Raw genomic sequence first — 13059 nt, forward strand, 5'->3', positions numbered from 1 at the left:
AAATGGAAAAGAGGTGGCAGATGAAGCGTACTCTAATGCACAGTCGTCGCATCGAAAGCAAAGGCTATCTACGTGAAGATGGCCTTTGGGAAGTTGAAGCGAGTATGACAGACCTGAAAGCCCATGATACAACTCGTGAATACGAGGGCACCACTCGACCCGCAGGCAGCCTGCTCCATAACATGTCTTTAACATTGACTCTTGATGACACCTTTTTAATTAAAGGTGTCAGTGTCTCTATGAAAGATTTTCCATTCCCGAATTGTTTTAAAGCCAGTGACATCTACACTAAATTGGTAGGTACTCGCATTGGCGGTGGCTGGAACAAATGGATCAAAGCAGAGTTAGCTGGCATACAGGGGTGTACTCATATTTTGGAGCTTTTACCAGTTGTTGCGACAACGGCGTTTCAAACTATGTGGCAACCTTTGGGAAAAAAGTACCCAAAGCAAGTGCCGTTTGCTTTGAATAAATTGGTTAATTCTTGCCAAGGTTGGTCGCACACCGGCCCAATGGTAACCAAACTTGTTGAAGAGCAAGTCATTCAATTGCCGGTCAAGGGGGCATCATGAGTGAGCTGATAACAGAAAATATAGAATCTGGTATTCAAATACTGTGTTTGAATCGTCCTGAGAAGAAAAATGCTATCACCCTAGATATGTATCAAGGGCTAGCAGATGCGTTGCAACGAGGGCAGCAAGATAAACAGATAAAAGTCACCATGGTACACGGTGCTGGCGGGGATTTTTCGTCAGGCAATGATATTAATGAATTTGTTCAAATAGCTCAGTCACCGGAAAAAATGTGTCATACCATGGCCTTTTTGCAAGCCATTAGCAGTTATAAGAAACCTCTTATCGCAGGGGTGGAAGGGCGTGCTGTAGGAGTCGGGGCAACCATGTTGCTGCATTGTGATATGGTGCTTTCCTCGCGTCATGCCCGATTGCAATTTCCTTTTGTACAGCTAGGCTTAGTGCCCGAAGCGGCTTCAAGTTATTTGCTCCCCCATTTGACTGGCTACCAAAAAGCCTTTGAAATCTTGGCGCTTGGGCAAGAAGTCAGTGCTGATGAAGCCCATGAAATGGGGTTAATTAATCATTTATGTGAGGCTGGGGAAGCCTATGATATGGCTTTGGTCTATGCTCAGAAAATTGCTAACTTACCCTCTGAAGCGGTTATGTTAAGCAAGGACCTATTAAAACACAGGGCTCAAGATGATGTGCAAATGGCGCTAATGCGGGAAGCTCGAATCTTCAAAGACCGCTTGCGTTCGCAAGAAGCAAGAGAAGCCTTTATGGCGTTTCTATCTCGCAGTAAAAATAGTTAGGCCTTACCTTCTAGGTTGCCTGCTTAAGCAAGCAGGCAACGATCATATATGCCAAATCGACACCTCTCCTTGATTGCTTTTGTTAGTTAACTGGCGTTTTTTTGTTATTGATGAAAAATCCATAAGACCTAGTATTAGATACATAGAAACCTTCTTAATTTAAGAATAAGAAAGAGGATAATATGAAAATATTAGTGTCTGTTAAGCGCGTGATTGATTACAACGTCAAAGTGCGTGTTAAAGCTGATAATTCCAATGTAGACCTGACTAACGTCAAAATGTCTATGAACCCATTCTGTGAAATCGCTGTTGAAGAAGCCATCCGATTAAAAGAAAAAGGTGTGGCTACCGAAGTCGTTGCCGTTTCCATTGGCTCTAAGGCCTGCCAAGAGACGCTACGCACAGCCCTTGCTCTAGGTGCAGACCGTGCCATTCAAGTAGAAGCAGAGGATCACCTAGACTCTCTTGCTGTTGCTAAGTTACTAGCTAAAGTTGCTCAGGAAGAATCGGCTGATCTGATCATCACCGGTAAACAATCCATCGATTCAGACAATAATCAAACGGGCCAAATGTTGGCGGCGTTACTAGATTATCCGCAAGCTACTTTTGCATCCGAAGTGGTCATTGAAAACGGCGAAGCCCAGGTGACCCGTGAAATTGATGGTGGCTTGCAAACGGTTGCCGTTAAATTACCAGCGGTAGTGACCACAGATTTACGTTTGAATGAGCCAAGATTCGCTTCTTTGCCGAACATTATGAAAGCCAAGCGTAAGCCCTTAGATGTGAAAACGCCTGCTGATCTAGGTGTTGAGATGAGCTCAAATGTTACTCTTCTATCGGTCTCTGCTCCTGAAGAAAGAGCCGGTGGAATTAAGGTTGGCTCTGTCGCAGAACTGGTTGAAAAATTAAAAAATGAAGCGAAGGTGGTGTCATGAGCATTTTAGTCATAGCAGAACACGATAATCAGGTACTTAAGCCAGCAACTCTTAATACGGTTACTGCCGCGCAGCAGATCGGCGCAGATATTCACCTTTTAATTGTTGGCTCGTCATGCGCAAGTGTTGCAGAGCAAGCCGCTAAGATACCAGCCGTGAATAAAGTGTTGGTAGCAGACAACGGGGCCTACGAATTTCAATTAGCAGAAAACGTTTCTAAGTTGGTCGTCGAGTTGGCTACTGATTATGGCCATATACTGGCATCCGCTACGACAACCGGTAAAAACTTATTGCCACGAGTGGCGGCACTTCTTGATGTAGCCCAACTGTCAGATGTTATTAAAGTGGAGTCAGAAGATACCTTTGTTCGTCCTATTTACGCTGGTAATGCCATCGCTAAAGTACAAAGTGCTGACAAAGTAAAAGTGTTAACAGTACGAGCGACTGGTTTTGATGCCACACCTGCTGACGGCGGTAGCGCAGAAATACAAGCCCTTGAAAACGTAATTACGACCGAGCAAAGTCGCTTTGTGAGCGAACAGCTGGCGCAATCTGATCGTCCTGAATTAACGGCGGCAAAAGTTATTGTCTCTGGTGGTCGAGGAATGGGCAGTGGGGAGAATTTCCAAGTGCTTGAAGGCGTAGCCGATAAGCTGGGCGCTGCGATTGGTGCGTCTCGTGCTGCGGTTGATGCGGGTTATGTGCCGAATGATTTACAGGTAGGGCAAACGGGTAAAACGGTCGCGCCTGATTTGTATATTGCGGTGGGTATCTCTGGAGCGATCCAGCATTTAGCGGGTATGAAAGGCTCGAAAGTCATTGTCGCCATCAACAAAGATGAAGAAGCCCCTATCTTCCAGGTAGCCGATTACGGTTTAGTGGCGGATCTTTTTGAAGCCATGCCGGAACTTGAAAACTCTTTATAGCAAGTATTGCAAATTAACAGATAACTGGTTTGCGATGCTAGGCATCGCAATCACAATAAAAACAAGCGGAGGCCAGAATGATCTTTGAAGGGCAAGCCATTAAGGTAACAATTGATGAAGTAGGTGTGGCAACCGCTACTCTTGATCTCGTCGGTGAGTCGGTAAACAAATTCAACAGTTTAACGCTTACGGAACTTGGGGAAGCCGTTGAGGCGTTAAAACATACTGATGATGTAAAAGGGTTGATTTTCCAAAGCGCAAAAGATGTTTTTGTCGTTGGCGCAGACATCACTGAGTTTATCTCTTGGTTTAAGTTAGAAGATCAAGAACTAGCCGATAAGCTAGGCGTTGTGCACAAACTGTTTGATGACATTTCTAATCTTCCATACCCAACGGTTGCAGCCATTAATGGCATTGCTCTTGGTGGTGGTATGGAGCTGAGTTTAGCTTGTGATTACCGTGTTATGGCTGACAGCGCCAAGATAGGCCTGCCAGAAACTCAATTGGGTATTTACCCAGGTTGGGGGGGCACGGTCAGATTGCCAAGACTGATTGGTGCAGATAATGCTTGTGAGTGGATCTGTGGTGGCGCTCAAAAACGCAGTGCAGATGCCTTTAAAGACGGGGCTGTTGATGCAGTTGTCCCAGTTGATAAAGTCAATGATTCAGCCCGTCACCTTATTCAACAAGTGTTGGATGGCAAATTAGATTTTCATGCTCGACGCGAAGAGAACCGCGCTCCGTTGCAATTCTCTCCTATCGAAAAAATGATGGTGTTTGAATCTGTTCGAGGTGTAGTCGGTGCGAAAGCGGGTAAGCATTATCCAGCGCCAATGGCGGCCATCAAGACCATTGAAAAAGGCATTGGCCAATCAATGGAAAAAGCCGCGCAAACAGAAATTAAGGGTTTTATAAAGCTAGCCAAAGGGCCAGTAGCGAAATCCTTAGTGACCTTATTCCTGAGTGATCAAGCGATTAAGAAAACCGCGGGTAAGCTCACCAAAGGTGTACCAAGTGTAAAACAAGCAGCAGTGCTGGGTGCGGGTATCATGGGAGGCGGTGTTGCTTACCAGTCAGTATCGAAAGGTACGCCGATCATTATGAAAGACATTCGCCAAGAAGCCCTTGATCTTGGTTTAAGTGAAGCCAATAAGCTCTTTAATGGACAAATAAGTCGAGGCCGAAGCACGGCTGAAAAAGCCTTAAAAGCCATGAATGGCATTACTCCAGTACTGACTTATGGCGAGTTTGGTTCAGTAGATCTAGTGGTTGAAGCCGTTGTAGAAAACGTAAAAGTGAAAAAGTCGGTGTTAGCAGAAGTAGAAGGCCAAATTAGTGAAGATGCTATTTTAACGTCAAACACTTCTACTATCTCCATTACTGAGCTTGCTAAAGACCTTAAACGTCCAGAGAACTTCTGTGGTATGCACTTCTTTAACCCTGTGCATCGTATGCCGTTAGTGGAAGTGATTCGTGGTGAAAAAACCAGCGATGCAGCCATTGCGAAAACGGTTGCTTACGCTCAAGCTATGGGTAAAACACCTGTCGTGGTGAATGACTGTCCGGGCTTCTTGGTAAACCGAGTGTTATTCCCATACTTCGCAGGTTTCTCCCTATTAATGCAAGAAGGGGCCGATTTCCAACAAGTGGATAAAACCATGGAGAAATTTGGCTGGCCTATGGGGCCTGCTTATCTGCTTGATGTTGTTGGGATTGATACGGCCTACCATGCGGACCAAGTGATGGCAGAAGGTTTCCCTGATCGTATGCAGCATGAAGGTGTTAATGCGGTAGATAAACTGTTTGAACTGGAGCGTTACGGCCAGAAAAACAGCAAAGGTTTCTATACTTATGAGGCGGATCGTAAAGGGAAACCTAAGAAGATCTTTAATCCTGAAATCAATGAGTTATTAGCGCCAGTTGTAAAAACTCAAACAGAGCTGAGTGAAGAAGATATTATTGCTCGTATGATGATTCCACTGTGCATCGAGACGGTTCGCTGTTTAGAAGAGAACATAGTGGCATCGGCATCAGAAGCGGACATGGGACTCATCTATGGTATCGGCTTCCCTCCATACCTGGGCGGTGCTTTGCACTATCTAGATCAAATGGGACTGCAAGCCTTTTGTGATCTTGCAGATAAATACAGTCATCTTGGTAAGTTGTATGAGCCAACCGCAAAAATGCGTGAAATGGCAGAGAACAACCAAACTTACTACGGCGTATAACTTTCCCATAGGAGGAGTAATCCCATGAAATTGAATCCAAACGATGTCGTCATTATCGATGCAGTACGCTCCCCAATGGGGAAAACTAAAAACGGAGTATTCCGTAATGTGCGGGCCGAAAATTTATCCGCTGAACTGGTCAAAGCTTTATTTAAGCGTAACCCAAATGTTGACCCAAATGATGTAGAAGACTTGATTTGGGGGTGTGTCAACCAAACCCTTGAACAGGGCTTTAACATGGCTCGTGCGGTAGCGTTATTAGGTGGCTTACCGATCACCAGTGCGGCACAAACGGTTAACCGCCTATGTGGTTCTTCTATGTCGGCCTTGCATACCGCGGCTCAGGCGATTATGACCGGCCAAGGAGATGTATTCGTCGTCGGTGGTGTGGAGCACATGGGCCATGTGAGCATGATGCACGGGGTAGACGTGAACCCAGCGTTGTCTAAACACATGGCAAAGGCTTCTATGATGATGGGAGTCACCGCTGAAATGCTTGGCAAGATGCACGGTATCAGTCGTGAAGCTCAAGATGAATTTGCCGTACGTTCTCACAGATTAGCTCACGAAGCCACAGTAGAAGGCCGTTTCGCTAATGAAATCGTATCCCTAGAAGGCCATGATGCCGAGGGCAACAAAGTCTTAGTGGAAGTGGACGAAGTGATTCGACCAGAAACGTCTATGGAGTCTCTAGCTGGGCTTAAACCAGTGTTTATGCCAAAAGTAGGTACAGTAACCGCGGGCACCTCTTCTGCTTTGTCGGACGGTGCATCGGCCATGTTGATGATGTCGGCTCAAAAAGCGCAGGATCTTGGCTTAACGCCAATCGCTCGAGTGCGCAGTATGGGCGTGGCCGGTTGTGACCCTGCGATTATGGGTTACGGCCCAGTGCCAGCATCGAAAAAAGCACTGAAACGTGCTGGTTTGACCATTGCCGATATTGAAATTGCCGAGTTAAACGAAGCCTTTGCCGCCCAATCCATTCCGGTTCTGAAAGACCTTGGCTTATTAGATGTGGTGGATCAAAAGGTCAACCTAAACGGTGGCGCCATTGCCCTTGGTCATCCATTAGGCTGTTCTGGTACGCGTATTTCCACCACCTTGCTTAATGTAATGCGTGAGAAAGATGCAACCTTGGGTCTTGCTACCATGTGTATTGGTATGGGACAAGGTATCGCTACCGTGTTTGAGCGTATCTAATGAGTAAGTGATAACCCGCTGGTATAACAACAAAACCCCATGTTCACAGAAGTTGAACATGGGGTTTTTTATGAGCTTTATCATGTTTAGAGGCTGTTGCTCACCCAAGGCTGGCTAAGAATTTTAGCTGGCAGGCGCTCAACAATGATTTCCCCCTTGCGAACCGACAGCAAGACTTCCCCTTGCTTTCGTAACACACTGTAGTCATCAAAGCCTTCTAAAATAATAAAGTTGGCAGGGTTACCCACCTCAATCCCATAGCCTTCTAAACACATGGTTTTGGCGCTGTTATCTGTGATCATATCCAGAGCACGAGCATAGTCTTGGTAACCCATCATCTGGCAGATGTGCATCGCGTAATCTAAGGTGCGCAACAGCTTGCCATTGCCCAAGGAGTACCAAGGGTCAAAAATAGAGTCTTGCCCCAAACAGACATTAATGTTGGCTTCGCGCAGCTCTTTTACTCGGGTAACACCGCGGCGTTTCGGGTATGTATCAAAACGGCCTTGCAAGTGAATGCTTTCCGTTGGGCAGGAAATAAAGTTAATTTTAGAGTTCTTCAACAGGCGAAACAGTTTAGAACAATAGGCATTGTCGTAAGAGTGCATGGCGGTGGTATGGCTGGCGGTGACTCTTGGCCCCATATCGTGAAACAGCGCCTCACACGCGAGAAACTCTAAAAAACGCGAATTCGGATCATCGATCTCATCACAATGCACATCTACCAAACAATCGTATTTTCTAGCCAGCTCTAACAAGGTTTTTACCGACTTTTCCCCCAGCTCGCGGGTGTATTCAAAGTGTGGGATACCGCCGACTACATCGGCGCCTATTTGCAAGGACTCTTCCATCAGTGCCAAGCCATTTGGGTAAGAGAGCATACCATCTTGCGGGAAAGCCACTACTTGCAGATCGATCTTATCTTTAAGCTCGTCTCGTAGGGCACATAAGGTACGAATGCCAATCAATGACGGGTCGGTCGTGTCGGCATGAGTTCGAATGGCTTGTACGCCGTTTTGTACCAACAGCTCTATGGTGGAGAGGGCGCGTTTACGAATGTCTGCTTCGTTAAGCATAGGCTTACGTTGACGCCATCTTTCTATACCTTCAAACAAGGTGCCACTCTGGTTCCACTCAGGCTCACCAGCGGTCAGTGCAGCATCAAGGTGAATATGGGGCTCCACAAAAGGGGCGCAGGCTAAATTGCCGTGAGCATTGATTTGGTCGTTTTGTTCTGGCAGCGCTTCGGCTTGAGGTTCAATACTATGAAACTTTCCCTCTTTAATGGTTAGGGTGTGAAGATCATTGGAGTGGCGTAAACGGGCGTTAATAATTTGCATAAAAATCTCACTTAGAATAATCGGTCGCTAGGCTCTGCTCATCAATACTATGGTGATGGAAAAGGACTTGTTCTATTAATAGAGCGTTCTGTAGGTTTAGACGTAAAAAAGGGTCTTGTAGAGAATAACCAAGCCGTTGTTCAATTTTATTAAGGCGGTAACTTAACGTATTACGGTGAATGCCCATGGCATCGGCGGTCTGCTGCTGATGACCAAAATGGTTAAAGTAATGGTTCAGTGTAGCTTTCATTTCCAAGGTGGCTGGGTCTTTTTCAAAACATAACTTTCCTAGGTATTGCTTACAAAAATCTGCGAGTAGGTTTCTTTGAGGCACCGCGGCAAAGAGTTTAGCAATACCCAGTTGCTCATAGAAAAACAAGGTTTTGTGTTGATGCTTTACCGCAAATTGCAAAGCCTGCCGAGCTTGGTCGGTGGCAACAGATAGGGTGTTTAAATCATGCTGTAAATCACTGACGCCCATACAAACATCTACATGGCTAAAACTTTTTTGCAGAAGGCCCAGCACGCGTTCAACTTCATGGTAAAGGTCCGTGGTTTGATCATCCTCAACGGGCCAAATAGCAAGGAAATCTTGCTGATAATTCAATACGGGCCAATCAATGCCTCGGCGTTTCAGCAATTCACTGATTTGTTGCTCAAGGGCCTGTCGTGCCTTCAATAGAGCTTGCGGGTCACTGTCTGCGGTAGGTGTGTCGCGTAAACGAATGGCTAAAGTAGAAAAGGCGCGGGAGTCACGAATACCAAGCTCTCCTGCCCGTAAATGAATGAGCTCTGGCGCTTGGGCTTGGCCATTAATCAGCTTGGTTAAGAACAAGCGTACCGATTTACCTAATAAGTTATCTTGCACAATGGCATTACTGATGATCTCTGTCACCAAGACCATTTTCAAATCATAAGGTTGCTCTAAAATCGGCAAATTGTGTTGGTTCGCCAGAGTGATCACTTGTTTGGGAATCTTGCGAATGAACTCAGGGCCGGTAAGGATCACCAGACCAGCAACATGGCTGTCTATGGCTTCTCGGACCAGTTGGCAAAGGTTTGCTTCACTTCTTTTATGGTTAATTCCGGTGACAAACACCAGCTCGCCACCGCTCACCCAAGGTTGGATGGTGTCGTTTTCTGCCACGTAAGGCCAGCGCACAATACGCTGACCTCCTTGCAATCCGGCTCTAAAGGTAATGTTCTCCAAGCCGGGTAGGCGAGGTATATCTGCACAACAAATGGTCATTAATTATTAAGCACCGCTTTTGTGTTGGTTGAGAATTTTGATGTTAACAGGCTGTAGCAAGCAAAAGCGACGACGACTCCGACAATAGGCGGCATCACAGGCGAGAAATAAGCCGCCCCTGACGCTAATATGTAGGAAGCTAGTCCTAGCCAATTAAAGGCTGGAATTTGTGCTGTGCTCAAGCTTGGGTATTGGCCTTTATGCTTGACCCAAAAGTCTGCCATGATCACACCACCAATGGGCGGGATAAATGTGCCCAGCAAGATTAAGAATGGGATCAAGAAATTATACATGCCAAAGATGGCCATTACGGTACCGATCAGCGCGCCGATAAGTGTAATCAAGCGGCGTTTGTCGGTGCGTAGTAGGTTACAACCTGCGGCTGAAAAGTTGTAAATGGTGTTGTCTTGGGTGGTCCAGATGTTCATGAACAACATTAACACCGCCAATACCATAAAACCTTGAGCGAGCATAACATCAACAATGTCCGCTTGTTGGTAAATCAAAGTGCCTAGGGCACCAGTGAGAACCATTAAGCCGTTACCAATAAAAAACGCCGCCATAGTGGCCCATACGGCAATCTTGCCACTGCTGGCGAAACGGCTCCAGTTGGTGGCTTGCGTCGCGCCACTAACAAAAGTACCAATAATGATGGTGATGGCACTGGCAAAGCTCATGCTTTCACTTGGCTCTAAATTAAGTAGCTCTCCAATACCGCCAATGTCTACCAAGCCTGTAAACAGGCTGATCAGAATGAAAATAAGCATACTGGGTACGGCCACTCGGGAAATAATATCGATACCGCGCACACCAATTACCGCACTGATACAAAAGGCGAAGCCAAATAAGATCATGAGTGGCGTCTGCCAAGCTTCACTGATCCCAGTGACTTTAACCAATACAATGGCTAAAGTGGCTGTTCCCCAGGCATACCAGCCAATTTGGGTGAAGCCTAAAATAAAATCGGATAACTTACTGCCTAACTCTCCAAAGCTAAAGCGCGCCATCAAAACACTGTTTAAACCACTTTTAAAGGCAATGTAGGCCAGTGCTGCAGCGTAGACGCCTAATAGTAAATTACCGACTAAGATCACCATCAATAATTCGCTAAACGAAAAGGCTTTGCCCAATGTTCCACCTGCCCACATGGTGGCGGTAAAAAAGGTAAAACCTAATAGGATGACCGCCATAGGCAGTAAGCCTTGGCGCTCGCTTTTTGGAACTTCACTTAATGGAAAGTCTGATGGCTTCATTATTTTTTCCTTCGCAGATTAGGTAAAAGATACCCTAAACCTCTTGCAACTAATGAACCAAATCCTTGTCTTGTGGACTAACAAAAGTCTTTGTAGCCAGATGTACAAACATTCCAGCAAAACCTTATGCAAACTATACAAAGTAATGGCTTCACTAGGTGAATAGCCGTGAATCTCTCGTCTATGTTTGTTTTTGGAAATGGCTATGATAAGGAGATAACTGAGCAACTGGAGGAGTAATAGTTTTGCTTTGCACTGTGGAGGGGCGAGTTGACTATCATCTTGTTAGGATAAATTTATTAGAAGTGTTGATATTCAGAGGTTATAACTATGGATACAAATTTAATAATGTTACATAAGCAGGAGAATGATATGTCTAGCGAAAGTAAGTGTCCTTTTAATCATGGCAGTGCAGGTAATAATCAGTCAGCTGGCCGAGGTAGAACAAACAAAGATTGGTGGCCAAATCAGTTAGATTTGAGCATTTTGCACCAGCATTCAGAGAAATCAAATCCTCTTGGCAAGACGTTTGACTATAAAGAAGCCTTTAATCGTCTTGACCTTGAGGCGGTCAGAAAAGATTTAGTGGAATTAATGACTGACTCACAAGAATGGTGGCCTGCCGATTACGGACACTATGGTCCCTTCATGATTCGAATGGCATGGCACAGTGCGGGAACCTATCGTTCTGCAGATGGCCGCGGTGGGGCGACGTCTGGCAGTCAACGCTTTGCGCCGCTAAATAGCTGGCCTGATAATGTGAATTTAGATAAAGCACGCCGCTTATTATGGCCGATTAAACAAAAATACGGTCAGAGTATTTCTTGGGCGGATTTGATGATTCTTGCGGGCAACTGTGCTCTTGAATCTATGGGCTTTAAAACGTTTGGTTTTGCTGGTGGCCGTGCGGACGTTTGGGAACCAGAAAACGATATTTACTGGGGTAAAGAAGGCACTTGGCTAGAAGAAAGTGGCGGTGAAAACAGCCGTTACAGTGGCGACCGTGACTTAGAAGATCCACTAGCTGCCGTACAAATGGGGTTGATCTACGTAAACCCAGAAGGTCCAGATGGTAAACCTGACACGTTAGCTTCAGCCCGTGATATCCGCGATACCTTTGGTCGCATGGGGATGAACGACGAAGAAACCGTTGCTTTGATTGCAGGTGGTCACACCTTTGGTAAAGCACACGGTGCGGGCGATGCCAGTCAAGTGGGAGCAGACCCAGAAGCGGCTGGAATTACTGAGCAAGGTTTTGGGTGGAGCAACTCTCAAGGGAGTGGCAATGGAAAAGATACCATTAGTAGTGGCTTAGAAGGCGCTTGGACTAAGAACCCAATTGCTTGGGATAATGGCTTTTTTAACAACTTATTTGACTATGAGTGGGAATTAACTAAGAGCCCTGCAGGGGCTTGGCAATGGTCTCCGAAAGGAACCGCAGGTAGTAACAGTGTACCAGATGCTCACGATGAGAATATTCGTCATGCTCCTATTATGTTTACCTCAGACCTTGCTCTTCGCGATGATCCAATTTATGGGCCAATTTCGAAGCAGTTTTATGAGAATCCAGAAGCCTTCGCTGATGCATTTGCTCGTGCTTGGTTCAAATTAACGCACCGTGACATGGGGCCATTGTCTCGCTATTTAGGGCCGTTAGTGCCTCAAGAAACATTAGTATGGCAAGACCCGATTCCTAGTCCTCAAGGACCATCACTACAAGAAGCTGATATTGCTGATCTTAAAGCGGCATTAGCAGCTTCAGGTTTGTCCGTTAGCCAGTTGGTTTCAACCGCTTGGGCATCAGCGTCAACGTATCGTGGTTCGGATATGCGTGGCGGTGCCAATGGTGCTCGCATTCGTTTAGCACCACAAAAAGATTGGGAGGTAAACCAGCCAGAGCAACTTGCCAGTGTGTTAAATTCGCTTGAAGCGATTCAAAGCAGTTTTAATAGTCAGGGGGAAACTCAGGTTTCTATGGCTGATCTGATTGTCTTAGCTGGTGGGGTAGGTGTTGAAAAAGCTGCTCAAGCTGCTGGGATTAATATCGAAGTGCCTTTCACTCCTGGCCGTGGTGATGCGACTCAAGAACAAACAGATATTGAGTCTTTTGACCTACTTGAACCCATTGCAGATGGCTTTCGTAACTACCAGAAAGGCTTGTTTTCAACAACAACGGAAGAGTTATTGATTGATAAGGCTCAGCTACTCACTTTAACAGCGCCAGAAATGACAGCTTTATTAGGTGGTTTAAGAGTGCTGGGTGTGAACACTGAAAACTCACAGCAGGGAGTCTTTACCGGTCAGGTTCAAACTCTCAGTAATGACTTTTTTGTGAACCTTCTGGATATGAGTACTCAGTGGCGCGCTATCGACGCAAGGGAAATGGCGTTTGAAGGAGTAGACCGTAAGACAGGCGATGTGAAATGGACGGCGACACGTGCGGATCTGATTTTCGGCTCCAATTCACAACTGAGGGCGATTGCTGAGGTTTATGCAAGCTCTGACGCTCAGCAACGCTTTGTTGAAGACTTTGTGAAAGCGTGGACAAAGGTCATGAATCTAGATCGTTTTGATTTAAACTAGAAAGCCATTTTTCTGATA

General features: G+C 45.9%; 10 protein-coding genes. 7 read left to right on the plus strand and 3 right to left on the minus strand.

All coding sequences use genetic code 11. The features are described from left to right. Window positions 1-20: 20 nt before the first annotated feature. The 6 genes from ACYVGZ_RS07820 to fadA all read left to right on the plus strand — a co-directional run bounded on the left by ACYVGZ_RS07820 (window position 21) and on the right by fadA (window position 6616). Window positions 21-572: a DUF2889 domain-containing protein gene (locus tag ACYVGZ_RS07820; protein WP_460753587.1), complete on the plus strand. Its 552-nt coding sequence runs from the start codon at window positions 21-23 to the stop codon at window positions 570-572. Continuing rightward, complete coding sequence (locus tag ACYVGZ_RS07825; protein ID WP_460753589.1) at window positions 569-1327, plus strand: enoyl-CoA hydratase-related protein; 759 nt, start codon at window positions 569-571, stop codon at window positions 1325-1327. The genes ACYVGZ_RS07820 and ACYVGZ_RS07825 overlap by 4 nt, the downstream gene beginning before the upstream one ends. 182 nt (window positions 1328-1509) lie before the next feature. Further along, window positions 1510-2262, plus strand: a complete 753-nt coding sequence (locus ACYVGZ_RS07830; RefSeq protein WP_460753591.1) for an electron transfer flavoprotein subunit beta/FixA family protein — start codon at window positions 1510-1512, stop codon at window positions 2260-2262. Continuing rightward, window positions 2259-3188 carry an electron transfer flavoprotein subunit alpha/FixB family protein gene (locus ACYVGZ_RS07835; protein ID WP_460753594.1) on the plus strand — a complete coding sequence of 310 codons (930 nt, stop codon included), beginning with the start codon at window positions 2259-2261 and terminating at the stop codon, window positions 3186-3188. The genes ACYVGZ_RS07830 and ACYVGZ_RS07835 overlap by 4 nt, the downstream gene beginning before the upstream one ends. 77 nt (window positions 3189-3265) lie before the next feature. Continuing rightward, window positions 3266-5416 carry a fatty acid oxidation complex subunit alpha FadB gene (gene fadB, locus ACYVGZ_RS07840; protein WP_460753596.1) on the plus strand — a complete coding sequence of 717 codons (2151 nt, stop codon included), beginning with the start codon at window positions 3266-3268 and terminating at the stop codon, window positions 5414-5416. Window positions 5417-5440: 24 nt separating this feature from the next. Next, entirely contained in the window at window positions 5441-6616 is a 1176-nt protein-coding gene (gene fadA / locus ACYVGZ_RS07845) for an acetyl-CoA C-acyltransferase FadA (RefSeq protein WP_460753599.1), read from the plus strand. A gap of 86 nt (window positions 6617-6702) precedes the next feature. On the opposite strand, the gene codA is transcribed toward fadA, so the two are convergent. From codA to codB, 3 genes are read right to left on the minus strand one after another with little or no spacing between them, the layout of a single operon-like run. Next, window positions 6703-7956, minus strand: a complete 1254-nt coding sequence (gene codA / locus ACYVGZ_RS07850; protein WP_460753602.1) for a cytosine deaminase — start codon at window positions 7954-7956, stop codon at window positions 6703-6705. Between the two features lie 7 nt (window positions 7957-7963). Then, entirely contained in the window at window positions 7964-9205 is a 1242-nt protein-coding gene (locus ACYVGZ_RS07855; protein WP_460753605.1) for a PucR family transcriptional regulator, read from the minus strand. Further along, window positions 9205-10458, minus strand: coding sequence for a cytosine permease (gene codB, locus ACYVGZ_RS07860; protein WP_460753608.1), 1254 nt, complete (start codon window positions 10456-10458; stop codon window positions 9205-9207). The genes ACYVGZ_RS07855 and codB overlap by 1 nt, the downstream gene beginning before the upstream one ends. 372 nt (window positions 10459-10830) lie before the next feature. On the opposite strand from codB, the gene katG reads away from it, so the two are divergent. Next, window positions 10831-13041, plus strand: coding sequence for a catalase/peroxidase HPI (katG, locus tag ACYVGZ_RS07865; RefSeq protein ID WP_460753610.1), 2211 nt, complete (start codon window positions 10831-10833; stop codon window positions 13039-13041). Window positions 13042-13059: the final 18 nt, after the last annotated feature.

This window comes from Marinomonas epiphytica, from assembly GCF_054780655.1.

Excerpts from the sequence above, each read along its gene's own strand:
- ACYVGZ_RS07820 (WP_460753587.1), top strand. The coding sequence starts at position 21 with ATGAAGCGTACTCTAATGCACAGTCGTCGCATCGAAAGCAAAGGCTAT.
- ACYVGZ_RS07830 (WP_460753591.1), top strand. The coding sequence starts at position 1,510 with ATGAAAATATTAGTGTCTGTTAAGCGCGTGATTGATTACAACGTCAAA.
- codB (WP_460753608.1), bottom strand. The coding sequence starts at position 10,458 with ATGAAGCCATCAGACTTTCCATTAAGTGAAGTTCCAAAAAGCGAGCGC.
- fadA (WP_460753599.1), top strand. The coding sequence starts at position 5,441 with ATGAAATTGAATCCAAACGATGTCGTCATTATCGATGCAGTACGCTCC.
- ACYVGZ_RS07855 (WP_460753605.1), bottom strand. The coding sequence starts at position 9,205 with ATGACCATTTGTTGTGCAGATATACCTCGCCTACCCGGCTTGGAGAAC.
- ACYVGZ_RS07835 (WP_460753594.1), top strand. The coding sequence starts at position 2,259 with ATGAGCATTTTAGTCATAGCAGAACACGATAATCAGGTACTTAAGCCA.
- fadB (WP_460753596.1), top strand. The coding sequence starts at position 3,266 with ATGATCTTTGAAGGGCAAGCCATTAAGGTAACAATTGATGAAGTAGGT.
- codA (WP_460753602.1), bottom strand. The coding sequence starts at position 7,956 with ATGCAAATTATTAACGCCCGTTTACGCCACTCCAATGATCTTCACACC.
- ACYVGZ_RS07825 (WP_460753589.1), top strand. The coding sequence starts at position 569 with ATGAGTGAGCTGATAACAGAAAATATAGAATCTGGTATTCAAATACTG.
- katG (WP_460753610.1), top strand. The coding sequence starts at position 10,831 with ATGTCTAGCGAAAGTAAGTGTCCTTTTAATCATGGCAGTGCAGGTAAT.